Raw genomic sequence first — 25,427 nt, 5'->3', positions numbered from 1 at the left:
TTTTTTTTTTTGCGCTGGGTTTTTTTTGGCCGCCGGGGGGGGGGGGTTGGCCACCCCCCCCATTTTACCCCCCTCTTGGTTGGGGGGGCGCGCGGGGGGGGCGGGCCCCGCCCCTCAACAGGCAGGGAGCGGTCAGGCTCCGCGCAGTACCGCCCCGGTGCGCTCGGCGGCGAGCGCCACCGCCGCGTCGCGGGCGGCCGAGGCCTCCTCGACCGTCAGCGTCCGGTCGGCGGCACGGAACCGCAGCGCGTACGCCAGCGACTTCTTGCCCTCGCCGATCTGCTCCCCGGTGAAGACGTCGAACAGCCGGATGGACTCCAGCAGTTCACCCGCTCCCTCGGTCAGTACCTTCTCGACCTCCGCGGCCGGCACCTGCTCGTCGACGACGAGCGCGACGTCCTGGGTCGCCACCGGGAAGGTGGAGATCCGCGGCGCCTGGAGCGGGCCCTGAGACGCCTGCTCCACCAGGTCCAGGTTCAGCTCCATCGCGCAGGTGCGCGCGGGCAGATGCAGGGCCTTCACCACGCGCGGGTGCAGTTCACCGGCGTATCCGACGGTCTGCTCCGCCCCGTCGATCACCACGGCGAGCTCGGCACACCTGCCCGGGTGCCACGGACCGTACTGGCCCTGGCGGACGATCAGTTCGGCCCCGGCCTCGCGCGCGACCGAGCGGGCGGACTCGACCGCGTCGGCCCAGGTGGCCGGCCGGCCCTTGCCCCACCAGCCGGCCTGCTCACGCGCACCGGCGAGCACGACCGCGACATGGCGCGGCTGCACCGGCAGCACACCGGTCAGTCCGGCGATCTCCTCGTCGGTCGGGCGGCGATGGACGGGCAGCCGCACCGCGATGCCCTCCTCCGTGGGAGCCTTGAAGACCAGGCCGGTCTCGAAGAGGGCCAGATCGTGGCTGCCGCGGCCGTCGTTGCGGCGCAGCGCGCCGAGCAGTCCCGGCAGCAGCGTGGTGCGCAGCGCGGGCTCCTCGTCGGAGAGCGGGTTGACCAGCGTGACCAGCCGGCGGCAGGTGTCGTCCGCCGGGATGTCCAGCTGATCGAGGATCTGCTCGCCGATGAACGGGTAGTTCAGCGCCTCGACACAGCCGGCGCCGGCCAGCGCGCGGCCGACGCGGCGGTGCAGCCGCTGCCGTCCGGTGAGCCCACGGCCGGGCGGCGGCGTGGGCAGCGTCGAAGGCAGGTTCTCGTAGCCCTCGAGCCGGATGACCTCTTCGGCGAGGTCGTTCGGCTCGCTCAGGTCGGGACGCCAGGACGGGACGGTGACGACCAGTTCGTCCTGCCCGTAGACGTCACAGCCGACCTCCTGGAGGCGGCGTACGACGGTCTCGCGGCCGTAGTCGACGCCCGCGACGCGGTCGGGGTGGTCCGCCGGCATCGAGATCGTACGAGGCGCGGACGGCGCGACGATCTCGGTGACGCCGGCCTCGGCGGTGCCACCCGCGAGGAGCACCAGCAGGTCGACGGTCCGCTGCGCGGCCGCAGCCGCGGCCTGCGGGTCGACGCCCCGCTCGAAGCGCTTGGACGCCTCGGAGGCCAGCTTGTGCCGGCGCGCGGTACGGGCGATGGTGATCGCGTCGAAGTGCGCGGCCTCGATGACGACCTCGGTGGTGCCCCGGACCTGGCCGGTCTCGGCGTCCGTCTCGGAGTCGGCGATCTCGGTGTTGGCGCCGCCCATGACGCCCGCGAGGCCGATCGGCCCGCGGTTGTCGGTGATGACCAGGTCTTCGGCGTCCAGGACGCGGTTGACTCCGTCGAGGGTGGTGAGCTTCTCGCCGGGCTCGGCGCGGCGCACTCCGATCGGCCCGTCGAGACGGGAGCGGTCGTAGGCGTGGAGCGGCTGGCCGAGCTCGAGCATCACATAGTTGGTGACGTCGACAGCGAGCGAGATCGGGCGCATCCCGGCCTTCTGCAGCCGGCGCTGCAGCCAGATCGGGGAGCGGGCCTCGGGCTCGAGGCCGACGACCGTACGCGCGGTGAAGCGGTCGCAGCCCATCGGGTCGGAGACCCTCACCACGTAGCCGAAGGAGTTCGGGACGGGGACGTCGAGCAGCGCCGGGTCGCGCAGCGGCAGGCCGTACGCGATGGCGGTCTCGCGGGCGACGCCGCGCATCGAGAGGCAGTAGCCGCGGTCGGGTGTGACGGCGATGTCGAGTACCTCGTCGACGAGCTCCAGGAGCTCGATCGCGTCGGTGCCGACCTCGTACTCCGGCGGCAGCACGATGATGCCGCCGCTGCCGTCGTCGCCCATGCCCAGCTCGTCGCCGGAGCAGATCATGCCGTGGGAGGTCTTGCCGTACGTATCACGCGCGGCGATCGCGAAGTCACCGGGCAGGACGGCGCCCGGCAGGACCACGACGACCTTGTCGCCGACGGAGAAGTTGCGCGCGCCGCAGACGATCTCCTGCGGCGCACCGGTGCCGTTGGCCATGCCGACGTCGACGGTGCAGAAGCGGATGGGCTTCTTGAACTCCGTCAGCTCCTCGATGGTCAGCACCTGGCCGACGACGAGGGGGCCCTTGAGCCCGGCGCCGAGCTGCTCGACGGTCTCGACCTCGAGGCCGGCGGAAACGAGCTTGGCCTGGACGTCACGGCCGGTCTCCGTCGCCGGCAGGTCGACGTACTCCCGCAGCCAGGAAAGCGGGACGCGCATCAGATCTCCATCCCGAACGGCCGAGTGAACCGGACGTCACCCTCGACCATGTCTCGCATGTCTTCGACGTTGTGGCGGAACATCAGCATCCGCTCGATGCCGAACCCGAAGGCGAATCCGCTGTACTTGTTGGGGTCGACGCCGCAGGCGATGAGCACCTTCGGGTTGACCATGCCGCAGCCGCCGAGCTCGATCCAGCCCTCGCTGCCGCAGGTGCGGCAGGGCCGGTCCGGGTTGCCCACGGACTCGCCGCGGCACACGTAGCAGACCATGTCCATCTCGGCGGACGGCTCGGTGAACGGGAAGAAGTTCGGGCGGAGCCGGGTCTTCATGTCCGGGCCGAAGAGCGCCTGGACCATATGGTCCAGCGTGCCCTTGAGGTCGGCCATGGTCAGGCCCTCGTCGACAGCGAGCAGCTCGATCTGGTGGAAGACCGGGGTGTGGGTCGCGTCCAGCTCGTCGGTGCGGTACACGCGGCCGGGGACGACGACATAGACGGGCGGCTCGCGGTCGAGCAGGGTGCGGGCCTGGACCGGCGAGGTGTGGGTACGCAGCACGATGCCGGACTCGTCGTCCGTGGTGCCCTTGGGGCCCTGGACGAAGAAGGTGTCCTGCATCTGGCGCGCCGGGTGGTCGGGCACGAAGTTCAGGGCGTCGAAGTTGAACCACTCCGCCTCGACCTCGGGGCCCTCGGCGACCTCGTACCCCATGGATACGAAGACGTCCTCGAGCCGCTCCATGAGCGTGGTGAGCGGGTGGCGGGCGCCGGCCGGGATCCGGTCGTGGGGCAGCGTGACATCCACTGCCTCCTCGACGAGCACCCGGGCGTCGCGCTCGGCCTCCAGCTCGGCCTGGCGGGCGGCGAGGGCCTTGCTCACGGCCCCGCGGGCCTGGCCCACGCGCTTGCCGGCCTCGGCCTTGGCCTGCGGCGGCAGCGCGCCGATCTCCCGGTTGGCGAGCGCGAGCGGTGAGGCACCACCGGTGTGCGCGACCTTCGCGTGGGCGAGAGCGTCGAGGTCGCCGGCGGCGGCGAAGGCGGCGAGCGCCTCGTCCCGCATGCGCTCGATCTCTTCCGGTTTCAGTGCCTCGACCTCAACAGGGTCGTACGACTTATTGGGTGCGGACATCTCTTCCCGTACTTCCGATGGGCTGGCTGGGGCCCCCGCTCGTCGACCGAGGACGCAAAGGTGCCAAAGAACGAGTCTAACGGGGTGTGGAGAGGCAAATGAGCCCGCGGGCTGCCTAGGCCAGGTAAGCCGGGGCGCCGACGGGCAGAATAAATCGGAACTCGGCGCCGCCGCCGGGTCCACGGCCGACGGTGATCGTCCCGCCGTGCGCTTCGACGATGCCCTTGACGATGTAGAGACCCAGGCCCGTACCGCCGCGCTTGCTTCCCCGCCAGAAGCGGGTGAAGACACGGCCCATCGACTCCTCGGGGATGCCGGGACCTTCGTCGCTCACGGTGACGGCCGTTCCCTTCTCGTCGTCCTTCGCGGATGCCGGTGCCACCTCGATGGTGACGGTTCCCTCGCCGTGGCGCACCGCATTTTCCAGCAGATTGCCGAGTACCTGGTCGATCTTGTCCGGATCGGCCCACATATCGGGCAGCTCCCGCTGGATGCGTACGAAGAACCGGTCCGGCCGCTGGCCGCTGGCTATGTGGGCCTGGATGTGCCGGCCGACGGCCGCCGCTATATCGACGGGCTGGCGGCGCACTTCGAGCCGTCCGGAGTCGATACGGGAGATGTCGAGCAGCTCCGCGATCAGCCGGGTGACACGGTTCGCGTCGGCGTCGACGGTCTCGAGCATCAGCCGCTTCTGGTCGTCGGTGAAGCGTTCCCACTTGGCGAGCAGCGTCGCTGTGAACCCCTTGACGGAGGTGAGCGGGGAGCGCAGTTCATGGGCGACGGTGGCGATCAGCTCGGCATGGCTGCGTTCGGTACGGCGCCGGGCCTCGGTGCCGCGCAGGCTGATGACCAGCCTGCGCAGGGGGCCGGTGGGGCGCTCGCGCACATAGCGGGCGGAGACGAGCACCTCACGGCCGCCGGGCAGCAGGAGATTGCGCTCGGGCTGGCCGACACGAGTGGCGAGTCCGCCGTACGGATCGGTCAGCGTCCACCAGCGGCAGCCCTTGAGGTCCTCCAGGGGCAGCACGTGCTCCAGCGGCAGGCCCAGCGCATCGGCCTTGGACACGGCGGTGATCCGTACGGCCGCGTCGTTGAAGCAGATCACCCGGCCGGTCTCGTCGGCGACGACCAGTCCGTCGGGAAGGTCGTCGGGGTCGATCCCGTACATGTCGGAGCCGTCGGAATGGCACAGCAACGCCCCGTGTGTCCCCGCGGGCCTGCTCGTCCCGACAGCCATCCCCGTACCCCACCTCTCCGACGGTGCAGTGGGCCCCCGAGCCCGTCACCCTACTAGCTGGAAGTGACGGAGCGGACCCCCTGAGCGAGTACTGCTGGTCAGCGAGCACTGCCTGCGCGCTGGGCACGCGCCGAGGCATAGAGACATACGGCTGCGGCGGTCGCGAGGTTCAGGCTCTCGGCCTTTCCATGGATCGGGACGCGCACCACCGCGTCCGCGAGCGCGCGGGTCTCCTCCGGCAGGCCCCAGGCCTCGTTGCCGAAGATCCAGGCGGTGGGGCCGCCCATGGTGCCCGCGTCGAGTTCGTCGTCCAGGTCGTCGTCGCCCGCGCCGTCGGCGGCAAGTACGCGCACTCCGGCGGCGCGCAGCCCCTGGACGGCCTGCTCGACGGGCACGCCCACCGCGACGGGCAGATGGAAGTGCGAACCGACCGAGGCCCGCACGGACTTGGGGTTGTAGAGGTCCACGGAGGCATCGGTGAGGACGACGGCGTCGGCGCCCGCGGCGTCCGCGCAGCGCAGTACGGTGCCGGCGTTGCCGGGGTCGCGTACGTGCGCGAGGACGGCGACGAGTTTGGGCCGCGCCGCGAGGATCTCCTCGAACGGCGAGTCCAGGAAGCGGCAGACCCCGACCAGGCCCTGCGGAGTGACGGTCTGCGAGACCTCCGCGAGCACCGCGTCGGAGGCGTGGTGCACCCGGGCCCCCGCGGCATGGGCGGCGTCGACGATGTCCGCGTACCGCTCGGCGGCCTCGACGGTGGTGAAGAGCTCGACCAGGGTGGGCTCGCCGCCGGGACCGCGGTGGGCGACGGCCTCGCGCACGGCCTGCGGGCCCTCGGCGATGAACAGCCGTTCCTTGCCGCGGAAGGCGCGCTTGGCAAGCCGCCGGGCGGCGGTGACACGCGGGGATCGCGGGGAGATCAGCTCGGGGGTGCCCATGTCGCCTGCGGCTCTCTGATTCGGGTTCCGGGGTCGGCCCGGACGGACTGCGTGGGTGCCCCCGCCCGGAAGCCGACGGGGGTTCGGGGCCATCCCCGAAAACAACGCCAAACACGCCGGACCCGCAGGCCCAAGGCCTGCGGGTCCGGTCGGCTGGACGCGGCCGTCAGGCCGCCGACTCGGCCTTCGGGGCGTTGACGTCGCTCGGAAGCGCCTTCTGGGCGACCTCGACGAGCGCGGCGAACGCGTTGGCGTCGTTGACCGCGAGCTCGGCCAGGATCTTGCGGTCCACCTCGATGTTGGCGGCCTTCAGACCCTGGATGAGGCGGTTGTACGTCATGCCGTTCTGGCGGGCAGCGGCGTTGATGCGCTGGATCCACAGCTGACGGAAGTCGCCCTTGCGCTTCTTGCGGTCGTTGTAGTTGTAGACCAGGGAGTGGGTGACCTGCTCCTTGGCCTTGCGGTACAGGCGCGAACGCTGACCGCGGTAACCGCTGGCGGCCTCGAGAATTGCCCGGCGCTTCTTGTGGGCGTTGACTGCCCGCTTGACGCGTGCCACTTGTTAACTCCTTGTAGCGGGGCTGGGATTGAGAGTTCGACTCACCCCGGCCCGGAAACGAATTGGTCCCGGTCTCGGCTCGTGTCCCCGGGAGCCGGGGACACGAGCGTCACTTGCCGAGAAGCTTCTTGATGGTCTTCGAGTCACCCGGGGCCATCTCGGCGTTGCCGGTGAGGCGACGCGTCAGCTTGGACGGCTTGTGCTCGAGCAGGTGGCGCTTGCCGGCGCGCTCACGGAGCACCTTGCCGGAGCCGGTGATCTTGAAGCGCTTCTTGGCACCGCTGTGCGTCTTGTTCTTCGGCATCGCGCCGTTATCTCCTCGTCAGTGGCGCTCCCCGGTGCGGACACCGGACAACAGGAGCGTCAGATCTTGGTTTGTGGGTTCCGGGCGGGACCCGGGGCCGCCTGGGTGGCAGCCCCTTGGATCACGTCTCGGAGGGCGTCTCGGAGGGCGTCTCGGAGGGTGCTTCGGCCGGAGCCTCCGCGACCTCGTCCGCCGACTCCTCGTGCGTGTAACCCTGACGCTCCGCCTTGCGGGCGGCCTGGGCCTCACGCGCCTCGGCCATGGCCTCGGTCTTCTTCTTGTGCGGGCCGAGAACCATGATCATGTTCCGGCCGTCCTGCTTCGGGTTCGACTCGATGAAGCCGAGGTCCTCGACGTCGGAAGCGAGACGCTGCAGCAGGCGGAAGCCAAGCTCGGGGCGGGACTGCTCACGACCACGGAACATGATCGTGATCTTGACCTTGTCGCCCTGCTTGAGGAACCGGACGACGTGACCCTTCTTGGTGTCATAGTCGTGCGGGTCGATCTTCGGCCGGAGCTTCATCTCCTTGATGACCGTGTGCGCCTGGTTCTTGCGCGCCTCACGGGCCTTCATGGCCGACTCGTACTTGAACTTCCCGTAGTCCATGAGCTTGCACACGGGCGGGCGGGCGGTCGCCGCGACCTCGACCAGGTCGAGGTCGTACTCCTGCGCAAGCTCGAGGGCCTTGGCAAGCGGAACAATCCCGACCTGCTCGCCGCTGGGACCGACAAGTCGCACTTCGGGAACGCGAATCCGGTCGTTGATGCGGGGCTCGGCGCTGATGGATCCTCCTAAGTAGCACCACACGGATGTCTGGCAGGCAGCCGCGTAACGTCTGTTTTCGTAAGACCAACCGCACCGGATAATGAAAAATGCCCCGGACGGGACACAGGCGGCAGCTCCGTGAATACCGGAGCACCGCCGCGGTCAACCGCGGGGCGCACATCGGGCGACTTCCATCGTCCGTACGGAACGATGGGCGCCGCCTGACCGGTGACCCGCCGCCCAGAAGGACAGCCAGGTGGGAGATCGGAGCCTCCACTTGTGGGCCGAGCACACACGTGTCCGGCCGGTCGTTACACAAGGTTAGCAGCTTCGGCTATGCAGGGCTAATTGGGGTCAGCAGCCGGTCGCGGCCCGCCGGGGCCTATCGTGTGCGTCATGAGCGACGCGACCAGCCCCAATGAATCTCCCGGCTTCGATGACATGACCCGCGACATCGCGGAGGTCCCTGCCGTCGAGGTGATCGTCACGGTCGCGGTGAACCTGATGAGCGCCGCCGCCGTGAAGCTCGGCCTGACCGAGGACGGCGCCGACCACAAGGACCTGGACGAGGCCCGCAAGCTGGTGCACGCGCTGGCCGGTCTGATGGACGCGAGCGCGACCGAGATCAGCTCCTTCCATGCGGCGCCGCTGCGTGACGGACTGAAGTCGCTGCAGCTGGCGTTCCGCGAGGCGTCGCTGGTGCCGGACGAGCCGGGCCAGGGTCCGGGCGAGAAGTACACCGGACCCGTGTACGGCTAGGGCGCACAGCTCAGCAGTTACTCACGTACGAAAAGGGGCTCGCCCGGAGGGGTGGCCTCGGCCGGCAGCAGCGCCAGGTCGAGGCCCCGCACCAGGCGGGCCCTCAGTGCGTCGTCCGCCGCCAGCGCCTCGGCGACGCGCCGGGCCGCCTCGGCGGGGACCGCGTCCCGCGCGAGTACCAGGGCGAGGGTGCCGTCCGCGCCGCCCGGGCCGAGATGCGCGCGGAGCACCGCGGGCTCGGCGGCGACCGCGGCCGTCACCGCGGCGATGACCGTGGGGTCCTGGAGCGGGTCGGCGTTCGTACGGCCCTCGGCGAGGGCGAGCAGCGCCGGGCCGGTCAGCTGGTACGGGACGGGGCCCGCCAGGTCGAGCACCAGCGTGTCGGCCTTTTCGTGGGCCGCCGCCTGCAGCGCCTGGTGCAGCGGTACGGCGACGGGGCGGGCCTCGGGGTTCCAGCGGGCGAGCGACGCGATCGAGGTGAAGGCGGGCAGCGCGCGGCGGTCGCCCGCAGTCAGCGTCGGCACCGCCATATCGCTGGTCTTCTCGCGGCGCAGTCCGTTCTCGTCCTCCTCGACCTCGCCGAGCACGGCGACGACGGGGACCAGCAGCCGGGCGGTGCGGAGGGCCTCGAGGACCGGCCGTACGGCGGTTCTGTCGTCCGCCCAGGCGGCGAGGGCCGACGTCAGTGCCGGGTCGGCCGTGCCGTCGTCGTCGGAGAATCCGGGGTCCGGGATGTTCTTGAGCGCCACAGGTCGACCCTAACCTCCCTGGTATGAGTGCCAGTGTCTCGGTCGCCGTCTCGGTCGCCCCGCCCGACCGGTCGTACGGCGATGAGCGGACGTATCCCTCGGCGAGCATCGTGAAGGTCTCGATTCTGGCCGCGCTGCTGCAGCAGGAGCGCGGCCTGACCGCGCGGGAGCGGTCGCTCGCCCGCGCCATGATCGTGCGCAGCGACAACGACGCGGCGTCGGTGCTGTGGGAGACGATCGGCGGCGCGGCCGGGCTGGACGCCGCGCATGGACGGCTCGGGCTCACCGGGACCCGGGCGGAGTCGGCGTGGGGGCTGACCCGGACCACCGCGCGGGATCAGCTCACCCTGATGCGGGCTGTGTTCGGCGGCCCCTACCCGTATCTCTGCTCCTTGATGGAGCAGGTGGTCGACGGGCAGAACTGGGGGGTGTCGGCCGCGGGCGGTGAGTGGGCGCTGAAGAACGGCTGGATGCCGATGCGCGACACCGGGCTGTGGGTCGTCCACTCCGTCGGGCGGGCCGGGGGCCGTCCGATCGCGGTGCTCTCCGACGGGCATCCGACGAAGGAGGCAGGCATCGCGCACGTCGAGGAGGCGGTGCGGGCGGCGGTCAGTTCCTGCTGACCCGGCCGCCGCGCCAGAGCACCACGGCTCCCGCCAGCAGCAGGGCGCCGACGCCTCCGGCGAGCGGGGCGAGCCAGCCCGCCGGTTCCGCGTCCTCCTTCACGGCGACGGGACCTGAGCCGAAGTACCGCTTGCCGTAGCCCGCAGAGGCCGCCTTCAGATCCGTGGGGCGCATTTTCGCCGCCGCCTTGAGCGCGGCGACCGGATCGACCATGCCGTACCCCTTGGCGTCGTCGCGGCCGCTCTTGCCGCCGCCGCCGCGAGCCGTGTCGGTGAGGAGCTGCTTGATCTGGGCGGGGGCCAGGCCGGGGTGGGCGGCCCGCACCAGGGCGACCGCGCCGGAGACGAACGCGGACGCGGCGCTGGTGCCCCAGCCCTGGTAGTACTTGCGGTCGGGGTCGGCGATGACGATGTCGACGCCGGGGGCGCTGACGCTGGCGTACCAGCGTCGGGTGGAGAAGGCGGCGTGGGTGCCGAAGCGGTCGACGGCCGTGACGGCGATCACGCCGGGGTAGGCGGCGGGGTACGAGATGTGGTCGCCCTTCTCGCCGCTGTTGCCGGCCGAGGCGACGACTACGGAGCCCTTGGCGAGGGCGTATTGCACTGCGGCGTCCTCGCCCGCTTCCGGGTGCGCGGACTCGCTGTCGTCGCCGAGGGAGAGGTTGATGACGTCGGCGCCCTGGTCGGCGGCCCAGCGGATGCCCTGGGCAAGGGCGTTGCCGCGGGAGGTGCGGGCCTTGTCGCGGGCCTTGTCGGTGCCTTCGAGGATGACCCGGACCGGGAGGATCTTCGCCTCGGGAGCGATGCCCATGACACCGTCCTCGCGGTCGGAACCATGGCCGTGAGCGGCGATGATGCCGGCCATCGCGGTGCCGTGGCGGGCCCAGGCGCGTGAGCCGCGCTGCGCGCCGAAGCCGATGAAGTCCTTGCCGGGCAGGACGGTGCCGGCGAGGTCCGGGTGACTGTCGTCGACACCTGTGTCGAGGACGGCGACCGTGATGCCGCTGCCCTTGGTGGTGGTCCAGGCCTGGTCGGTCTTCATGGCGTCGAGCGCCCACTGCTGGGCCCGGATCGCGTCCGCGTGCGCGGGTGTCGCCGGCAGGAGCACGAAGGCGGCGGCCGCGAGGGCGGCGGCGAAGCGGTGGCGGCGACATGTCATTCGGGCTTCTCCGTGGCCATGCGGACGGTCTTGCGCAGACCGGCCTCGATACGGTCCGCGATTCCCTTGGCCTCGTGGCCGAGGCCGGCCTGGGCCGGCGCGGAGGTCGCGCCCTCGGCCTTGGCCTCGTCGGCGGGCTGGGGGTCGGTGACGGCGCGCCCGTCAGCGAAGCCGGTCACGGCGTAGACGACGACAGGCGCGTCGGTCAGCACGCTCACGGTCCAGCTCGCGCGCTGTCCCTTGCCGAACCCGTCGGCGACGGTGCTCTTGGCCGGGAGGGTGCGGGGCATCAGATCGGGGCGCTCGTCGAGCCCCTCCGAGGTGAAGCGGGCGGCCAGCGCGTTCATCGCCTTCATATCGGCCTCGGTGAAGATCATGCCGACCGTGGTGACGCTGCTGGTGGTGGCGTCGGTGTAGGTGGCGCGCAGTACCCGCGTGCAGCCGACCGGCGCCAGGGTCTTGAGCAGCAGCGGATCGAGCGCGGTCGCGCAGCCGCCGTCGGGCGCGACGGCGATCCGGGTCCACACCCGGTCCGCGCCGCCGGGACCTGCGCCGTCGCCGTTGAGGGTGCGCGGGAAGAGTGTGTCCACGGGGACGCTGTGCCAGAGGGTGCGCGCCTCGGTGTAGCCGGTACGGGCGGCGGGGTCCGCGTTCGAGTCGCCGGTCAGCCAGGTGCCGGTGGCCGCGCCGCCGATCAGCCCGAGCCCGAGTACGACACAGGCGACGGCGCCGAGGGTGCGCCCGGGGTGCCGGGTGCGCACCGGGCGCAGCCGGGTGGTCATCTCGACCGGCGTCTCCGGCGGCGCCCACGAGCGAGGGCCGGGAATCGTGTGCGCGGCCGGCCGCCCGGCACCGGGCCGCGGCGTGAGATCGACGGACCCGACGGGCCTGCGCCGGGTGGGCGGGGCGGTGGGCCGGGGCGGCGCCTGGGGCGGCAGGGGCGCGGACGCCGGCGCGCGTCGGGGTGCGGAGATGGGCCGCAGCCGGGTGGTGGTCTCGACCGCGGGCACGCCGGTCTCGTCCGGGGGCGTGTCGGGGCGCGGCGGCACGGGCCGCTCGGCGGAGGTGGCTGTCCCGGGCGGGGGTGTGTCGGGGCGCGGCGGCAGACCGGGCGGCAGCGGCTCGGCGGCGGGCGCGGTCGGCGTCGACGGGAAGGTCGAGGGCCGACGCGCCCGGTGGCCGCCGGCAGCGGGCTCGGCGGCAGGTGCGCTCGGCATCGACGGGAAGGCCGAGGGCCGACCCGCCCGGTGGCCGCCGGCAGCGGGCTCGGTCGGCGTGGACGGGGAAGCGAACGACCGGCCGGTTCCAGGTGAGGCAGGACGGCCGGCGTCGGCTCCGCCCGACGGCCTAGGGATGGCGACACCCCCGGCAGCGGGCCGGGCGCCGGACCCGCTCGGCGTCGACGGAAGCCGGTCCGACCCACCGGGCGCACCGTGGCGCTCGGGCTCCACGGCCGGAGAGGCATCAGGACGCGCGGGCGGCGGCGGATCCGTCGGCAGGAGTTCCGTGATGCCGGAAGCGCGGAGCGCCCTCGGCGCCGTCTCCGGCGGGACCAGGGCATCGGTGATACGCGAGGTGGCGGGCGCCGTCTCACCGTTGTCGGGCTGGGACGAGGCCGGGCCGGGAGGGCGCTGCGCCTCCGTGCTCATCCCGCCCCCTGTTCTTCGTCCACGGACACCGACGGTTCGCCTTTCCGGGCAGGCCCGTTCGTCACCGCGTGTCGGTCACTCTACGGGCTGGAACGCACCCCGCGGCAACGTGACCGGGGGTCCGGGAGGATCTGCCCAGAACATCCCCCTACCCTGCGGTAATCCGGTCTGGCAAGCTCAGGCCATGACTCCCCGTGCAGCTGACCGGGCCCGCTACGACAGGGCCACTGCCCAGCTCGACGCACCGCTCGCCGTCGTCGATCTCGACGCGTTCGACGCCAACGCGGACGATCTGGTGCGCAGAGCGGGCGGCAAGCCGATCCGGGTGGCGAGCAAGTCCGTACGCTGCCGGGCGCTGCTGGAACGGGTGCTGGAGCGGGACGGGTTCGCCGGAATCATGTCCTTCACGCTGGCCGAGTCCCTGTGGCTGGCCAGGTCGGGCTTCGACGATGTGCTGCTCGCGTACCCGTCCGCGGACCGGGCCGGTTTCGCCGAGCTGGCCGCCGACCCGAAGCTCGCCGCCGCGGTGACCGTGATGGTCGACGATCCGGCTCAGCTGGAGCTGATCGACCGCGCCCGCGACGGCGGCACGGAAGAGGTCCGGATCTGTCTGGAGCTGGACACGTCCCTGAAACTGCTCGGCGGACGGGTGCGGATCGGCGCGCTGCGCTCCCCGCTGCGCGAGGCGGCCCAACTGGCCGAGCTGGCCCGGACGATCGCGCGTCGCCCCGGCTTCCGGCTGGTGGGGCTGATGGCGTACGAGGGGCATGTCGCGGGTGTGGGCGACTCCCTCGCCGGGCGCCCGATACGCTCCCGCGCCATCCGGCTGATGCAGGGCGCGGCGCGCAAGGAGCTGGCGGCCCGGCGGGCGGCGGTGGTGCGTGCCGTACGGGCGGTGACGCCGGACCTGGAGTTCGTCAACGGCGGTGGCACCGGCAGTGTCCAGCACACGGCGGCCGAGGACGCGGTCACGGAGATCGCCGCCGGTTCCGGGCTGTATGTACCGCGGCTGTTCGACAACTACACGTCGTTCACGGGGCGTCCGGCCGCACTCTTCGCCCAGCCGGTGGTGCGCAGGCCGGGCGTGGGTGTGATCACGGTACTCGGCGGCGGCTACCCGGCCTCCGGTGCGGCGGGTGCGGACCGGCTGCCGGTGCCGTATCTCCCGGAAGGGCTGCGCTACGACCCGCAGGAGGGGCCCGGCGAGGTGCAGACCCCGCTGCTCGGCGCACCCGCCGACGATCTGCTGATCGGCGACAAGGTGTGGTTCCGGCATGCCAAGGCCGGGGAGATGTGCGAGCGGTTCGACACACTGCACTTGATCGAGGGCGACCGGGTGACCGGTACGGCGCCGACGTACCGGGGCGAGGGCCGCACCTTCCTCTGAGTACGGATTCCGCTGATGAGTACGGATTCCTCTGAGCACGGAGGCAGTCAGCCGGGTCCTAGCCCGGGCCGATGCTGCTGCCGACCCCGCCGCTCGTGGAGTCGCCGATCGGGCGGATGCTCGCGGCGATCTTGTCCATGTCGGTGAGCTCGGGCCCCTGCGGACCCGCGTCGAAGGCGAAGCGGACGACGACCAGTGCCTCGCTGCCCACGGTCGAGGGGAAGGCCAGCGACTGGACGTAGCCGCCGGGACCGGCTCCGGTGGTGACCCGCCAGCGCACGAGGTAGCCGGCGCGTCCGGCAACCGCGACGGACTGCGACTTGAGCACCGTGTGGGACTTGATGCCGCCGTGGATACGGTTGCCGACGGCGTCTTCCTCGTACGCGTCGTCCGCCGCCGTCACGATGTCCTTCCTGGCCAGCGCTTCGACGGAGGAATCACCGGTCTGTGTCGCCGTGATGGACGACACCCGGCCGTGCCGACAGAGCGGCGAGCCGCCGACGGGGCATTCGTACGTCTCGTCCGTCACCATCGTCGTGCCCTCGTCGAGGGAGCTGTCGGACTTCTCCCAGCCGGCCGGGATGGGCATGGAGATGCCGTTGAGCTGGTCGGTCAGGAGAGCGGAGCCGTCCGTCGCCGGCGGGGTGGTGGCGGGAGTGTTCTTGGGGTCGGCCATGGTGGGGGCCGGCTCGCTGACGCTCGGCGCGGACTCGGGCTTCGCGGACCCGTCCTTGCCGAGCAGCACGGCAGCGGTGGCGACCGCGGCGACGAGTACGACGCCCGCGGTGACGAGCGCGACGACACGGCTCTTGCCGCCACTGCCGCCGCGTGCGAGGGCCGACTGATGCATCGGCATGGTCTGCGGGCCGAAGCCCGGCACCGGGGCGGCGGGGACCTGCGCCTGGACCGGGCGTGTGTGCGCGGTCCAGGCGGTCCCGTCCCACCAGCGTTCGGTGCCGGGCGCGTTCGAGTCCGGGTACCAGCCAGCCGGTGTCGTCATGCTCATCCGGCCACCTTAGGGGGCCCGTTCAGGACGGGTACACCGAGTCCCGCTGGTCGGGAACGACGCTGCCGTCCGCCCTGCGTACGGGCGCGGATGTGCCGTCCTGCTCGGTGAATGCCGAGGTCGCGCAGGGGTATGGGGCGACCTGCCGCTTCTTCGGCTCTATGAACATCGGGTTGACGATCCAGCGGCCGTCACCGTTGTCGTAGGCGCGGCACATGACTTCCTTCTTGTTGCGGTTGAGGACCAGCCGAAGGCCGGTCGCGTCCCGCAGGAAGGAGATGTCGGTGTCGGAGTCGCCCGCCGCGAACACCTGCCGCCGGTGGACGGGCTGGACCTTCTCGGCGGCCGCGCCTCGCACCCCGAAGATCTCCTTGTTGATCCAGCAGCGCTTGCCGTCGATGTACGTGATCATCGAGTCGTCGCCGTCCGCGACCGTGCCGCAGCCCTTGAGATGCGATGTGAGGCGGCCGTGCTCGGTGACGCTGCGGATACCGAGCGAGTGGTCCGCTGCGATGCCGACTCCGCGCGCCCAGACGTCGACGACGGGCTCGGGCGAGGCCGAGGTGATCCAGACGTCGAAGCCGGCCTTCTGCAGAGTACGGATCAGATCGCGCTGCTGGTCGTAATAGCGCACCCAGCCGGTCGCCCTGCCCGAGCCGACCTGCTGCTCGGCGCCGATGGGCGCGGCCAGGTTCTCGGCGCGGGCAGCGGCGGCGAAGCTCTGGATCTGCCGGGTCGTCCAGCCGTTCATCAGCTGGGCGAGCCAGGCGTACTGCGGCTCGGTCCGGCGGTGGTCGAAGCCGGCGAAGGCGGTCCCACCGCTCGTGGTGGTGCCCTCGGAGTAGACGGAGTTGATCTCGTCGGCGCAGCGTGTGTCGGTGCCCGTGGGGAGCGTCCGCACGCCGGTGGGACAGGCGGTCTTCAACGAGCCGGCGGCCTCGGCGGTCAGATGGCGACTGGTGGTGCGCCAGTCACCGCCCCTGGGCGGGCGGATCTTGCTGTTGCGCAGCATCCAGAACATGGTCGCGTCGCCGACATCGTTCTTGACGACGGTGTTGTCCCAGTCGAAGACGGCGACGGGCTTGTCCCTCCCCTTGCGGTGATCGCCGCAGCGTCCGTGGTCGTCGATCAGCTGCTGGAGCCGCGCCTTGTTCTCCCCGTACCAGCCCTGCGAGATCTCCAGCGTCGGGCAGCTCCGCGGCTTCGCCTGGGCGGGATGGGCGGGCTGGGCGGCGGCGAGACCGGTTCCGGCGATGGCGAGCGCTGCGGCTGCCGCGGGCCAGCCGTGCTTGTGGTTCATGAACATCCTCCTCGGTGTACGCAGAACAGCCGGGCGTCGTGCGACGCCCGGCTGTCGGGGTGGTTGCTGCGGAAGGAACTACAGAGGCGAAGAAGCGGATGACCTACAGAGGCGTGACGTACGCGCCCGAGATTCCGCCGTCGACCAGGAAGTCGGTGGCATTGATGAACGAGGAGTCGTCGCTGGCGAGAAAGGCCACGGCGGCGGCGAGCTCGTCCGCCTCGGCGAACCGTCCGGCCGGGATGTGGACGAGCCGGCGCGCGGCGCGCTCCGGGTCCTTGGCGAACAGCTCCTGCAGGAGCGGGGTGTTGACCGGCCCCGGGCAGAGCGCGTTCACCCGGATCCCCTCGCGGGCGAACTGCACGCCGAGTTCGCGCGACATGGCGAGCACGCCGCCCTTGGACGCGGTGTACGAGATCTGAGAGGTCGCCGCGCCCATGATCGCCACGAAGGACGCGGTGTTGATGATGGAGCCGCGGCCCTGGCGCTGCATATAGGGGATGGCGGCCTTGCAGCAGAGGTAGACAGAGGTGAGATTGACGTCCTGGACGCGCTTCCAGGCCTCCAGTCCTGTGGTGAGGATGGAGTCGTCGTCGGGCGGCGAGATGCCCGCGTTGTTGAAGGCGATGTCGACGCTGCCGTAGGTGTCGTACGCCGTCTTGAACAGCGCCTCGACCTGCTCGGGGTTGGTCACGTCGACACGTACGAAGGTGCCGCCGACCTCGTCGGCCGCCGCCTTGCCCGCGGTCTCGTCGATGTCGCCGCAGACGACGTTCGCGCCCTCGGAGGCGAGGCGGCGCGCGGTGGCCAGGCCGATTCCGCTGCCGGCGCCGGTGATGACTGCGGTACGGCCCACGAGGCGGCGGCACACAGGGGTTTCGGTCATGGTGGTTCAGGCCTCCGTGCTGATGAAGACGTTCTTGGTTTCGGTGAAAGCGGTGAGGGCGTCCGGGCCCAGTTCGCGGCCGAGTCCGGACTGCTTGTAGCCGCCGAACGGGGTCCAGTAGCGGACGCTGCTGTGGGAGTTGACCGAGAGGTTGCCGGCGGCGACGGCACGCGAGACGCGGATCGCGCGGCCGACGTCGCGGGTCCAGATCGAGCCGGACAGGCCGTACTCGGTGGCGTTGGCGAGCCGGATCGCGTCGGCCTCGTCCTCGAAGGGGAGGACGACGGCGACCGGGCCGAAGACTTCCTCGCAGGCAGCCGGGGCGTCCGGTTCGAGGTCGGTGAGGACGGTCGGCGGGAACCAGAAGCCGGGGCCGTCGGGGGCGGTGCCGCGGATCCCCTTCAGCTCTTCGGGTACGTAACCACGCACCCGCTCCAGCTGCGCCTGCGAAATCAGCGGACCCATCTGGGTCTTCTCGTCGGACGGGTCGCCGACGACGACGGACTCGATCCCGGGGGCGAGGAGTTCGAGGAAGCGGTCGTACACGGAACGCTGCACCAGCACACGGCTGCGTGCACAGCAGTCCTGTCCCGAGTTGTCCAGGAACGACATGGGGGTGGCGGCAACCGCGGCCTCGAGGTCGGAGTCGGCGAAGACGATGTTGGGGCTCTTGCCGCCGAGTTCGAGTGTCACGCGCTTCAGGCGGTCGGCGCTCTTGGCCATGATCTGCTTGCCGACCCGGGTGGAGCCGGTGAACACGATCTTCGCGACGCCGGGGTGTTCGACCAGCGCGTTGCCCGTGACGTCGCCCGCGCCCGGGAGCACCTGGAAGAGGTGCTCGGGAAGGCCTGCCTCCAGGGCGAGTTCGGCGAGCCGCAGCGCGGTCAGCGGGGTCGTCTCGGCCGGCTTGAGGAGTACGGCGTTTCCTGCGGCGAGGGCCGGGGCCGTACCCCAGGCGGCGATCGGCATGGGGAAGTTCCAGGGCGCGATCACGCCGATGACGCCGAGCGGTTCGAGGATCGTGATGTCGAGTCCGCCGGCGACCGGGATCTGGCGGCCGTTGAGCCGTTCCACTCCCCCGGCCGCGAAGTCGAGGAGATCGCGGACGTTGCCGGCCTCCCAGCGGGCGTTGCCGATCGTGTGACCGGCCTCGCGGACCTCCAACAGGGCCAGTTCTTCGAGGTGCTCGTCGACGACCGCGGCGAACCGGCGCAGCAGTCTGGCCCGGTCTGCGGGGGCCGCGGCCGCCCAACCCTGCTGCGCCTTCGCGGCCCGCGCGACGGCGGCGTCCACTTCGGCGGCCGTCGTCGCCGGGACGATCTCGACGACCTGCCCGGTGGCGGGGTTGAGTACCTCGTGGTGCGTGACCTCGTGGTGCGTGTACGACAAGGCGTCCCTCACAGACGTTCGAAGGAGCGGCGGAGCTCCCAGTCGGTCACCGCGGCGTCGAACGCTTCCAGCTCGACCCGCGCCATGTTGCGGTAGTGCGCGACGACTTCGTCGCCGAAGGCCGCCTTGGCGATGGGGCTGTTCTCCCAGAGCTCGGCGGCTTCGCGCAGCGTGGTGGGGACCTGCGCGTATCCGGCGGTGTACGCGTTGCCCGTGCACTCCTCGGGCAGCTCCAGCTTCTGCTCGATTCCGTACAGACCGGCGGCGACCAGGCCCGCGACGGCCAGGTGCGGGTTGACGTCGCCGCCCGGCAGCCGGTTCTCGAAGCGCATCGAGCGGCCGTGGCCGACGACGCGGAGCGCGCAGGTGCGGTTGTCGTAGCCCCAGGCGACGGCGGTCGGCGCGAAGGAGCCGGGCTGGAAGCGCTTGTACGAGTTGATGTTGGGCGCGTACAGCAGCGAGAAGTCACGCAGCGCGGCCAGCTGCCCGGCCAGGAAGTGCCGCATGACCTGCGACATTCCGCCGGGTCCGTCGCCGGCCATGACGTTTGTGCCGTGCTCGTCCTGGAGCGAGAGGTGGATATGACAGGAGTTGCCCTCGCGCTCGTTGTACTTGGCCATGAAGGTGAGCGAGACACCTTCCTGGGAGGCGATCTCCTTCGCGCCGGTCTTGTAGACGGCGTGCTGGTCGCAGGTGACCACGGCCTCGTCGTACTTGAAGGCGATCTCGTGCTGGCCGGGGTTGCACTCGCCCTTGGCGGACTCGACGGTCAGGCCGGCCGCGGCCATCTCGTTGCGGATCCTGCGCAGCAGCGGTTCGATACGGCCGGTGCCGAGAACGGAGTAGTCGATGTTGTACTGGTTGGCCGGGATGAGGTCGCGGTAGTTGCGGTCCCAGGCCTCCTCGTACGTGTCCCTGAAGACGATGAACTCGAGCTCGGTGCCGACATGTGCGGTGAAGCCGTGCTCGGCGAGGCGGTCCAGCTGGCGGCGCAGCACCTGGCGGGGTGCGGCGACGACGGGTGAGCCGTCGTTCCAGGCGAGGTCGGCGACGAGCAGCGCCGTGCCCTCGTTCCAGGGGATGCGGCGCAGTGTGGTGAGGTCGGGGTGCATGGCGAAGTCGCCGTAGCCGCGCTCCCAGGAGGACATCTCGTATCCGTCGACGGTGTTCATCTCGGTGTCGACGGCGAGGAGGTAGTTGCAGCCCTCGGTGCCGTGTTCCAGGACCTCGTCGAGGAAGAAGGGTGCGGCGAACCGCTTGCCCTGGAGCCGCCCTTGCATATCGGGGAAGGCCAGGACGACTGTGTCGATCTCACCGCTCGCGACGAGGGCACGAAGCTCCTCGACCCCGAGCGGGGCTTTGCGGTCTGCCACGGGATACGCCTCCTTGGGTCAGCCGGAAGCCTTAAGGTATTACCGAAGACCATTGTCTGGGAAGAGGAAACGGCGACGTGGTGAAGATGAATCAACCGGCCGACCGGCTGACACCCGTACTGCGCCCCGTGCGCGCGGGCAACGGCTTCGAAGAAGCGCTGGAACAGATTCTTCAGCTGCTGCGGCTCGGCCTGGTCCCCGGCGGGGAGCGGCTGCCCGCGGAGCGCGAGCTCTCGGAACGGATGGGGATCAGCCGGGTCACGCTGCGCGAAGTGCTGAAGGTCCTCACCGACCAGGGGCTGGTGGAGAGCCGGCGCGGCCGGTACGGCGGAACGTTTGTGCTGCAGCGCCCCGACAGTCACGGCGAGGACGAGCTGCGGCGGCGCGTGGCGGCGGTGGACGTCGAGGACACGCTGCGTTTCCGGGAGGTTCTCGAGGTGGGAGCGGCCGGTCTCTGCGCCGCGCACGGCCTGACCGAGGAGGGCGCGGACCAGCTGCGTACGGCACTGGCCGCGACGCACGACGCACCGCTCGCCGAGTACCGCAGGCAGGACACACTGCTGCATCTCACCCTCGCCGAGCTCTCCGGCTCCCCCACGCTGACCGCGCAGTACGCCGCGGTGCGGGCGACGCTGAACGAGCTGCTGGACTGCATTCCGCTGCTCGTACGGAACCTCGAGCACTCGCAGCATCAGCACACCGCACTGGTCGAGGCGGTGCTCGACGCGGATGCGGACGCGGCCCGCGAGGTGATGCGGGAGCACTGCGAGGGGACGGCGGCGCTGCTGCGCGGCTTCCTTCCCTGACCTTCCCGACCTTCCCTGCCCCTTCCCATGACCCTTCGCGTCAACCGATCCGTAACCTCGGCTTTACGCGCGGGGCTTGCGCATCCGTGATGGCTAGCGCAAAGGTGTGCCCACAAACCTTTGACCTCTGCCAGGAGCGACTCATGGCCGAAGACACCACCACGCGCGCGCCATCACCGGCCGACGACGCCTACCTCAACCGCCGCACGCTGCGCAGGGGCAGCGCCGGCTGGCTTCTGCTCACCGGCCTCGGCGTCGCCTATGTCGTCTCCGGGGACTTCTCCGGCTGGAACATCGGCCTGTCCAAGGGCGGCTTCGGCGGACTCGCGATAGCCACGCTGCTCATGGGCGTGATGTACGCCTGCCTGGTCTTCGCGCTCGCCGAACTCTCCGCGATCCTGCCGACAGCGGGCGGCGGCTACGGCTTCGCCCGACGCGCGCTCGGGACCTGGGGCGGGTTCCTGACCGGTACCGCGATCCTCATCGAGTACATCCTCGCGCCCGCCGCGATCTCCATCTTCATCGGCGACTACGTCGAATCGCTCGGCCTCTTCGGCCTGGAGTCCGGCTGGCCGGTCTATCTCGCCTGCTTCGCGATCTTCATCGGCATCCATCTGTGGGGTGTCGGCGAGGCGCTGCGCTTCAGCCTGGTGGTGACGGCGATCGCGGTCGCGGCACTGCTGATCTTCGCGGTCGGCGCGTTCACCGAGTTCAGCGCGGGCGGGCTCGACGACATCCCCGTGGACAAGAACGCGCTCGGCTCGGGCTCCTGGCTGCCGTTCGGGCTGCTGGGCATCTGGTCGGCGTTCCCGTTCGGCATGTGGTTCTTCCTCGGCGTCGAGGGTGTACCGCTGGCGGCGGAGGAGGCGAAGGACCCGGTGCGCTCCATGCCGCGGGCGCTCTCGATCTCCATGGGCATCCTGGTGCTGCTGGCCGTGCTGACCTTCTTCGCCTCGACCGGCGCACGCGGCTCGAACGCCATCCAGGAGGCCGGAAACCCGCTGGTGGTGGCGTTGCAGGGAGACGGCGACCCGACCGCGCTGAGCCGCTTCGTCAACTACGCGGGCCTGGCGGGCCTGGTGGCGTCCTTCTTCTCCCTCATCTACGCGGGCTCGCGCCAGCTCTTCGCGCTCTCGCGGGCCGGCTATCTGCCGCGCTTCCTCTCGCTGACCAGCCGCCGGAAGTCGCCGTATCTCGGACTGCTGATCCCGGGAGCGATCGGCTTCGCGCTGGCGGCGGCGACGGGCAACGGGGCGCGGATGCTGAACATCGCGGTCTTCGGCGCGACGATCTCGTACGCGCTGATGGCTCTCTCGCACATTGTGCTGCGGCGCCGCGAGCCCGAACTCAACCGCCCGTACCGCACGCCCGGCGGCATTCTCACCTCGTCCGTCGCCTTCGTCCTTGCGCTGTCCGCGCTGGTGGCGACGTTCCTGGTGGACAAGGACGCGGCGTTCATCGCGCTGGGCGTCTACGCCGTCGCTCTCGCCTACTTCGCGATCTACAGTCGGCACCATCTGGTCGCGCGGGCGCCGGAGGAGGAGTTCGCGGCGCTGGCGGCGGCCGAGGCGGAACTCGAACGCGACTGAGCTGAACTCGAACGAGCGACATTCGAACGAAGCTGAACGGAGTCACTGTGTCCAAGCCGCTGATCGGCGTCACGACCTATCTGGAGCCGGCCAAATGGGGCGTGTGGGAGATGCCCGCGGCGTTGCTGCCCGCCGGGTATCCGCGCCTCGTCCAGGCGACAGGCGGCCTCGCCGCGCTGCTCCCACCGGACGATCCGGCCCTGGCCGAGTCGGTCGTGTCACGGCTGGACGGGCTCGTCATCGCGGGCGGTGCGGATGTCGAGCCCGTACGGTACGGGGCCGAGCCCGATGCCCGCACCGGCCCACCGGCGCGGGACCGGGACGCGTGGGAACTCGCCCTGATCCGGGCGGCGTTGGAGTCCCGCACGCCGCTGCTGGGGATCTGCCGGGGCCTGCAGCTGCTGAACGTGGCGCTCGGCGGGACGCTGGTCCAGCACCTGGACGGGCATGTCGGGGGTGTGGGCGTCTTCGGCCGGCACACGGTGAAACCTGTGCCCGGGACGCGGTATGCGGAGATCGTGCCGGAGGAGTCGTCGGTCCCTACATACCACCACCAGTCGGTGGACCGCTTGGCGGACGCGCTGGTGGCGAGCGCGTACGCGCAGGACGGCACGGTGGAGGCGGTGGAACTGCCGGGTGCGGGGTGGGCGCTGGGGGTGCAGTGGCATCCGGAGGCGGGCGAGGACGACCGAGTGATGTCGGCGCTGGTCGCGGCGGCGTCGTCTCATTGAGCACCTCCGGCGATTGCGGAGCTGGGGCCCGGGGATAGAACCCTCGGACCCCAGCTCCGCCGGCGTTTGAGGCTCGGGTTCCGGGGCGGAGCCCCGGAACCCAACCCCGCCGGCGACTGAAGCGCAGGCCCCGGAAACCAGCCCCGCCGGCGATTGAGGCGCGGGCCCCGGAAACCAGCCCCGCCGGCGATTGAGGCGCGGGGCCCGGGGCGGAGCCCCGGTTACGGGAAGGGGCGGGGTGGGGGCAAGCCCGCCGCAGGCGATCGACGCGCGGGAATCCGGCTCAGCCCGACGCCGGGCGTCCCCTCGTCAGCGTGAGCAGATCCCGCGCCGGGCCCGTCGGCCGATGCGACGTCGGCCAGACGGCACGCAGGTCCCGGTGAAGGTCCACATCCTCCACCGGGACGGCCGTCAGGCGGCGCGCCGTCAGTTCCTCCGTGACCGCCAGTTCGCTCAGGACCGCCGGGCCCGCACCGCTCACCGCCGCCGCCTTGACCGCCGTCGTCGACGCGAGCTCCAGGAGCGGCTCCGCGAGGCCCCCGTACTCGCTGAGCGCCGAGTCGAGGACCTGGCGGGTGCCCGAACCCCGTTCGCGGAGGATCAGCGGGGTTGCCGCCAGTTCCGCCGGCGTCAGCGGTGCCCGGCGGCGGGCCCACGGGTGGCTCGGCGCGGCCACCACGACGAGCCGGTCGTGGCCGATGGGCGTCCCGTCCAGGCCCTCCGGCACGGACAGGCCCTCCACGAAGCCCAGATCCGCCTCGCCCGCGAGCAGGCGCCGGGCCACCATCGCCGAGTTTCCGGCCATCAGCGAAACCGCAGTGCCGGGGCGCTCGGCACGGAGCGCGATCAGCCAGCCCGGCAGCAGGTACTCCGCGATGGTCATCGAAGCCGCCACCCGCAGCCGCGAATCGCGCCGCCCCCGCAGCGCCTGCGCCCCCGCGTCGAACGCTTCCGCCGCCTCCACCACCCGCCGCGCCCAGTCCGTGACGAGCGCACCGGCGTCCGTGAGCCGGGAGCCGCGCGGCGACCGGTCGACCAGGGCCACGCCCAGCTGCCGTTCCATCGAGCGGATCCGGCTGCTCGCGGCCGGCTGGGTGATCCCGAGCTCGCGCGCCGCACGTCCCAGACTGCCGTGCCGGGCGACAGCGAGCAGTAGCTCCAGCGCGCCCAGATCCGGCACCCGGTGTGCGAGCGGTACCCGTCCGTCGTCCTCGTCGCTCATAAATCCAGCTTATGGGGCCATAGAGGAGTGATCCCTGGTGGGGCCCCTCACCCCGCGTGACAGTGGAGACATGGTCACCGCCGTGCAGCCCCGCCCACGCACCGCCGTCGCACTCGCGGACGTACGGCTGCCCTCGTTCCGCCACTTCGGCCCCAACTGGTACGCGACCGTCATGGGCACCGCCATCGTCGCGAACGCCGGCGTCGCCCTCCCCGTCGATGTCCCGGGGCTGCGGACGGCCTGCGCCGCGGTGTGGGTGCTCTCCGCCGTGCTGCTGGCCCTCGTCCTGGCAGCGCGCGCCACGCACTGGATCCACCACCGCGACCAGGCCCGCGCCCACTTCGTCGACCCGGCGATCGCACCTTTCTACGGCTGCCTGTCCATGGCGCTGCTGGCCGTCGGCATCGGCACGCTGACCGTGGGCCAGGACATCATCGGCGAGCGCGCGGCCGTGGCGGCCGCAGCCGTGCTCTTCGGCGTCGGCACCCTCATCGGACTCTCCGCCGCCGCCGTCGTCCCGTACCTGATGGTCGTACGCCACCTGGTGACGCCCGGCACCGCCTCGCCCGTCTGGCTGCTCCCCGTCGTCTCCCCCATGGTCTCCGCCTCGCTCGGTCCCCTGCTGGTGCCTCATCTGCCCGCCGGCCCGTGGCGGGAGGCGATGCTGTTCGGGAGCTATGCGATGTTCGGGATCAGTCTGCTGGCCACCCTCGTCATCCTGCCGATGGTCTTCGCCCGGCTCGTGCACCACGGCCCGCTGCCGCTCGCGCTCACTCCCGCCCTCTTCCTGGTCCTCGGACCGCTCGGCCAGTCGACCACCGCCGTCAACAGGCTCGCGGACGTGGCTCCGGCCGCGATCTCGGCTCCGTACGCCACCGGTCTCGGCACCTTCGCGGTGATCTACGGCGTCCCGGTGATGGGTTTCGCGCTGATGTGGCTGGCGCTCGCGGGCGCGACGGTGGTGCGGGCCGCGCGCGAAGGCATGCCGTTCACGATGACCTGGTGGGCCTTCACCTTCCCGGTCGGTACGTGTGTGACCGGCGCGGAGGCTCTGGCGGCCCACACCGGGCGGGCCCCGTTCGAGTGGCTCGCGGTCGGCCTGTTCGTGCTGCTCGTCACGGCGTGGGCCGTGACCGGGGTGCGTACCCTGCGCGGTCTGTTCAGCGGAGCACTGCTCGCAGCACCTGTACGGCGGTAGCACCGCCGC

23 protein-coding genes are annotated in these 25,427 nt (G+C 71.2%); 7 read left to right on the top strand and 16 right to left on the bottom strand.

The genetic code is table 11. The features are described 5' to 3' along the window. Window positions 1-132 precede the first annotated feature (132 nt). The 7 genes from pheT to infC all read right to left on the bottom strand — a co-directional run bounded on the left by pheT (window position 133) and on the right by infC (window position 7,634). Window positions 133-2,661: a phenylalanine--tRNA ligase subunit beta gene (pheT, locus tag ACFWDI_RS22750; protein ID WP_385306369.1), complete on the bottom strand. Its 2,529-nt coding sequence runs from the start codon at window positions 2,659-2,661 to the stop codon at window positions 133-135. After that, window positions 2,661-3,788, bottom strand: coding sequence for a phenylalanine--tRNA ligase subunit alpha (gene pheS / locus ACFWDI_RS22745; RefSeq protein ID WP_385306367.1), 1,128 nt, complete (start codon window positions 3,786-3,788; stop codon window positions 2,661-2,663). The genes pheT and pheS overlap by 1 nt, the downstream gene beginning before the upstream one ends. A gap of 115 nt (window positions 3,789-3,903) precedes the next feature. Continuing rightward, window positions 3,904-5,025, bottom strand: a complete 1,122-nt coding sequence (locus ACFWDI_RS22740; protein WP_385306366.1) for an ATP-binding protein — start codon at window positions 5,023-5,025, stop codon at window positions 3,904-3,906. Window positions 5,026-5,123: 98 nt separating this feature from the next. Further along, on the bottom strand, window positions 5,124-5,963 hold the full coding sequence (locus ACFWDI_RS22735) for a TrmH family RNA methyltransferase (RefSeq protein WP_385306365.1): 840 nt from the start codon (window positions 5,961-5,963) through the stop codon (window positions 5,124-5,126). A gap of 166 nt (window positions 5,964-6,129) precedes the next feature. Further along, complete coding sequence (rplT, locus tag ACFWDI_RS22730) at window positions 6,130-6,522, bottom strand: 50S ribosomal protein L20 (RefSeq protein WP_326648697.1); 393 nt, start codon at window positions 6,520-6,522, stop codon at window positions 6,130-6,132. Window positions 6,523-6,631: 109 nt separating this feature from the next. After that, a complete protein-coding gene (gene rpmI, locus ACFWDI_RS22725; protein ID WP_005319593.1) occupies window positions 6,632-6,826 on the bottom strand; it encodes a 50S ribosomal protein L35 in 195 nt (64 codons plus the stop codon). 121 nt (window positions 6,827-6,947) lie between these two features. After that, on the bottom strand, window positions 6,948-7,634 hold the full coding sequence (gene infC, locus ACFWDI_RS22720) for a translation initiation factor IF-3 (RefSeq protein ID WP_385306363.1): 687 nt from the start codon (window positions 7,632-7,634) through the stop codon (window positions 6,948-6,950). A gap of 354 nt (window positions 7,635-7,988) precedes the next feature. On the opposite strand from infC, the gene ACFWDI_RS22715 reads away from it, so the two are divergent. After that, window positions 7,989-8,351: a DUF1844 domain-containing protein gene (locus tag ACFWDI_RS22715; protein WP_327322390.1), complete on the top strand. Its 363-nt coding sequence runs from the start codon at window positions 7,989-7,991 to the stop codon at window positions 8,349-8,351. Window positions 8,352-8,368: 17 nt separating this feature from the next. Here the strand turns inward: ACFWDI_RS22715 and ACFWDI_RS22710 are convergent, their stop codons facing one another. After that, complete coding sequence (locus tag ACFWDI_RS22710; RefSeq protein ID WP_385306361.1) at window positions 8,369-9,100, bottom strand: SseB family protein; 732 nt, start codon at window positions 9,098-9,100, stop codon at window positions 8,369-8,371. 23 nt (window positions 9,101-9,123) lie between these two features. On the opposite strand from ACFWDI_RS22710, the gene ACFWDI_RS22705 reads away from it, so the two are divergent. Further along, a complete protein-coding gene (locus ACFWDI_RS22705; protein WP_385306360.1) occupies window positions 9,124-9,723 on the top strand; it encodes a serine hydrolase in 600 nt (199 codons plus the stop codon). On the opposite strand, the gene mycP is transcribed toward ACFWDI_RS22705, so the two are convergent. Together mycP and ACFWDI_RS22695 are read right to left on the bottom strand one after the other, a co-directional pair. Beyond that, complete coding sequence (gene mycP, locus ACFWDI_RS22700; protein WP_385306358.1) at window positions 9,710-10,882, bottom strand: type VII secretion-associated serine protease mycosin; 1,173 nt, start codon at window positions 10,880-10,882, stop codon at window positions 9,710-9,712. The genes ACFWDI_RS22705 and mycP overlap by 14 nt on opposite strands. Continuing rightward, window positions 10,879-12,531 carry a hypothetical protein gene (locus ACFWDI_RS22695; RefSeq protein ID WP_385306356.1) on the bottom strand — a complete coding sequence of 551 codons (1,653 nt, stop codon included), beginning with the start codon at window positions 12,529-12,531 and terminating at the stop codon, window positions 10,879-10,881. Before ACFWDI_RS22695 ends, mycP begins: the two co-directional genes overlap by 4 nt. A gap of 184 nt (window positions 12,532-12,715) precedes the next feature. On the opposite strand from ACFWDI_RS22695, the gene ACFWDI_RS22690 reads away from it, so the two are divergent. Then, window positions 12,716-13,918: an amino acid deaminase/aldolase gene (locus ACFWDI_RS22690; RefSeq protein WP_385306355.1), complete on the top strand. Its 1,203-nt coding sequence runs from the start codon at window positions 12,716-12,718 to the stop codon at window positions 13,916-13,918. A 58-nt stretch (window positions 13,919-13,976) separates the two neighbouring features. On the opposite strand, the gene ACFWDI_RS22685 is transcribed toward ACFWDI_RS22690, so the two are convergent. From ACFWDI_RS22685 to ACFWDI_RS22665, 5 genes are all read right to left on the bottom strand, one after another. Beyond that, window positions 13,977-14,918: a DUF2510 domain-containing protein gene (locus ACFWDI_RS22685; protein ID WP_385306353.1), complete on the bottom strand. Its 942-nt coding sequence runs from the start codon at window positions 14,916-14,918 to the stop codon at window positions 13,977-13,979. Between the two features lie 28 nt (window positions 14,919-14,946). Further along, window positions 14,947-16,224: a haloacid dehalogenase-like hydrolase gene (locus ACFWDI_RS22680; protein WP_385306351.1), complete on the bottom strand. Its 1,278-nt coding sequence runs from the start codon at window positions 16,222-16,224 to the stop codon at window positions 14,947-14,949. Between the two features lie 103 nt (window positions 16,225-16,327). After that, window positions 16,328-17,110 (bottom strand): 3-oxoacyl-ACP reductase, encoded by a 783-nt coding sequence (locus ACFWDI_RS22675; RefSeq protein WP_327322397.1) that lies wholly within the window; start codon window positions 17,108-17,110, stop codon window positions 16,328-16,330. Window positions 17,111-17,116: 6 nt separating this feature from the next. Then, a complete protein-coding gene (locus ACFWDI_RS22670) occupies window positions 17,117-18,499 on the bottom strand; it encodes an aldehyde dehydrogenase family protein (protein ID WP_385306349.1) in 1,383 nt (460 codons plus the stop codon). Window positions 18,500-18,507: 8 nt separating this feature from the next. Further along, on the bottom strand, window positions 18,508-19,872 hold the full coding sequence (locus tag ACFWDI_RS22665; RefSeq protein WP_327322399.1) for a glutamine synthetase family protein: 1,365 nt from the start codon (window positions 19,870-19,872) through the stop codon (window positions 18,508-18,510). An 86-nt stretch (window positions 19,873-19,958) separates the two neighbouring features. Here ACFWDI_RS22665 and ACFWDI_RS22660 point away from each other — a divergent pair, with 86 nt between their 5' ends. From ACFWDI_RS22660 to ACFWDI_RS22650, 3 genes are all read left to right on the top strand, one after another. Continuing rightward, entirely contained in the window at window positions 19,959-20,678 is a 720-nt protein-coding gene (locus ACFWDI_RS22660) for a FadR/GntR family transcriptional regulator (RefSeq protein WP_385306480.1), read from the top strand. A 143-nt stretch (window positions 20,679-20,821) separates the two neighbouring features. Then, the gene (gene eat / locus ACFWDI_RS22655) at window positions 20,822-22,267 is read left to right on the top strand and encodes an ethanolamine permease (protein ID WP_385306347.1); all 1,446 of its coding nucleotides are present in this window, start codon (window positions 20,822-20,824) and stop codon (window positions 22,265-22,267) included. A gap of 47 nt (window positions 22,268-22,314) precedes the next feature. Further along, window positions 22,315-22,998, top strand: a complete 684-nt coding sequence (locus ACFWDI_RS22650) for a gamma-glutamyl-gamma-aminobutyrate hydrolase family protein (RefSeq protein WP_385306346.1) — start codon at window positions 22,315-22,317, stop codon at window positions 22,996-22,998. 283 nt (window positions 22,999-23,281) lie between these two features. Here ACFWDI_RS22650 and ACFWDI_RS22645 read toward each other — a convergent pair whose 3' ends face one another. Further along, window positions 23,282-24,220, bottom strand: coding sequence for a LysR family transcriptional regulator (locus ACFWDI_RS22645; protein WP_385306344.1), 939 nt, complete (start codon window positions 24,218-24,220; stop codon window positions 23,282-23,284). Window positions 24,221-24,290: 70 nt separating this feature from the next. On the opposite strand from ACFWDI_RS22645, the gene ACFWDI_RS22640 reads away from it, so the two are divergent. Further along, on the top strand, window positions 24,291-25,418 hold the full coding sequence (locus ACFWDI_RS22640; protein WP_385306479.1) for a TDT family transporter: 1,128 nt from the start codon (window positions 24,291-24,293) through the stop codon (window positions 25,416-25,418). Window positions 25,419-25,427 lie beyond the last annotated feature (9 nt).

Source organism: Streptomyces sp. NPDC060064, assembly GCF_042736455.1.
Taxonomy (GTDB): domain Bacteria; phylum Actinomycetota; class Actinomycetes; order Streptomycetales; family Streptomycetaceae; genus Streptomyces.
This window is presented reverse-complemented; position numbering and strand designations above follow the sequence as displayed.

Excerpts from the sequence above, each read along its gene's own strand:
- pheT (WP_385306369.1), bottom strand. The coding sequence starts at position 2,661 with ATGCGCGTCCCGCTTTCCTGGCTGCGGGAGTACGTCGACCTGCCGGCG.
- pheS (WP_385306367.1), bottom strand. The coding sequence starts at position 3,788 with ATGTCCGCACCCAATAAGTCGTACGACCCTGTTGAGGTCGAGGCACTG.
- ACFWDI_RS22740 (WP_385306366.1), bottom strand. The coding sequence starts at position 5,025 with ATGGCTGTCGGGACGAGCAGGCCCGCGGGGACACACGGGGCGTTGCTG.
- ACFWDI_RS22735 (WP_385306365.1), bottom strand. The coding sequence starts at position 5,963 with ATGGGCACCCCCGAGCTGATCTCCCCGCGATCCCCGCGTGTCACCGCC.
- rpmI (WP_005319593.1), bottom strand. The coding sequence starts at position 6,826 with ATGCCGAAGAACAAGACGCACAGCGGTGCCAAGAAGCGCTTCAAGATC.
- ACFWDI_RS22715 (WP_327322390.1), top strand. The coding sequence starts at position 7,989 with ATGAGCGACGCGACCAGCCCCAATGAATCTCCCGGCTTCGATGACATG.
- ACFWDI_RS22705 (WP_385306360.1), top strand. The coding sequence starts at position 9,124 with ATGAGTGCCAGTGTCTCGGTCGCCGTCTCGGTCGCCCCGCCCGACCGG.
- mycP (WP_385306358.1), bottom strand. The coding sequence starts at position 10,882 with ATGACATGTCGCCGCCACCGCTTCGCCGCCGCCCTCGCGGCCGCCGCC.
- ACFWDI_RS22695 (WP_385306356.1), bottom strand. The coding sequence starts at position 12,531 with ATGAGCACGGAGGCGCAGCGCCCTCCCGGCCCGGCCTCGTCCCAGCCC.
- ACFWDI_RS22690 (WP_385306355.1), top strand. The coding sequence starts at position 12,716 with ATGACTCCCCGTGCAGCTGACCGGGCCCGCTACGACAGGGCCACTGCC.
- ACFWDI_RS22685 (WP_385306353.1), bottom strand. The coding sequence starts at position 14,918 with ATGACGACACCGGCTGGCTGGTACCCGGACTCGAACGCGCCCGGCACC.
- ACFWDI_RS22680 (WP_385306351.1), bottom strand. The coding sequence starts at position 16,224 with ATGAACCACAAGCACGGCTGGCCCGCGGCAGCCGCAGCGCTCGCCATC.
- ACFWDI_RS22675 (WP_327322397.1), bottom strand. The coding sequence starts at position 17,110 with ATGACCGAAACCCCTGTGTGCCGCCGCCTCGTGGGCCGTACCGCAGTC.
- ACFWDI_RS22660 (WP_385306480.1), top strand. The coding sequence starts at position 19,959 with ATGAATCAACCGGCCGACCGGCTGACACCCGTACTGCGCCCCGTGCGC.
- eat (WP_385306347.1), top strand. The coding sequence starts at position 20,822 with ATGGCCGAAGACACCACCACGCGCGCGCCATCACCGGCCGACGACGCC.
- ACFWDI_RS22645 (WP_385306344.1), bottom strand. The coding sequence starts at position 24,220 with ATGAGCGACGAGGACGACGGACGGGTACCGCTCGCACACCGGGTGCCG.
- ACFWDI_RS22640 (WP_385306479.1), top strand. The coding sequence starts at position 24,291 with ATGGTCACCGCCGTGCAGCCCCGCCCACGCACCGCCGTCGCACTCGCG.